Here is a 373-nt window from a genome sequence, read left to right as displayed (position 1 = left end):
CTCCCCGACCTCCTGGAGTGCGGGAGGCGCAAGTACGCCCGGGAGGTGGAGAGCCGGATGGTGCCCCCGTGGCCATTCGCCGCCGCGGACTGCTACGTGGCGCCTGGGCCGGCAGAACGCGCCCCACCCCTGGCTACGGCGGTGCCCAGGCTGGCCCGCGCGCGGGGAACGCCCCGGCCCGCGGGGCGGGCGCCGGCGGGGCGGCGGGCGTCGGCGAGCCGCCCGGTCTCGGTCAGCGCGATGATTGCCTGGGCGCGCAGATGGGCTTTGTCCCTGCCGGGCGTGGCCCGCTTGCCCGGCGGGATGTCCCACAGCGAGGTGTCGTCCAGCAGCGCGCCGTACCGACCGCGCATCACCTTGCTCTCCGCGGCGA

At 77.2% G+C, this 373-nt stretch carries 1 protein-coding gene; it reads right to left on the bottom strand.

Annotated features, from left to right (window positions below; translation table 11 throughout):
* Nucleotides 1-92: 92 nt before the first annotated feature.
* On the bottom strand, nt 93-373 hold a 281-nt coding region (locus UK12_RS33555; protein ID WP_045306997.1), incomplete at its 5' end, for a hypothetical protein.

This window comes from Saccharothrix sp. ST-888, assembly GCF_000955975.1.
Taxonomy (GTDB): domain Bacteria; phylum Actinomycetota; class Actinomycetes; order Streptomycetales; family Streptomycetaceae; genus Kitasatospora.
Note: the sequence above shows the minus strand (reverse complement) of the source record. Positions and strands in the feature narration are given on the sequence as shown.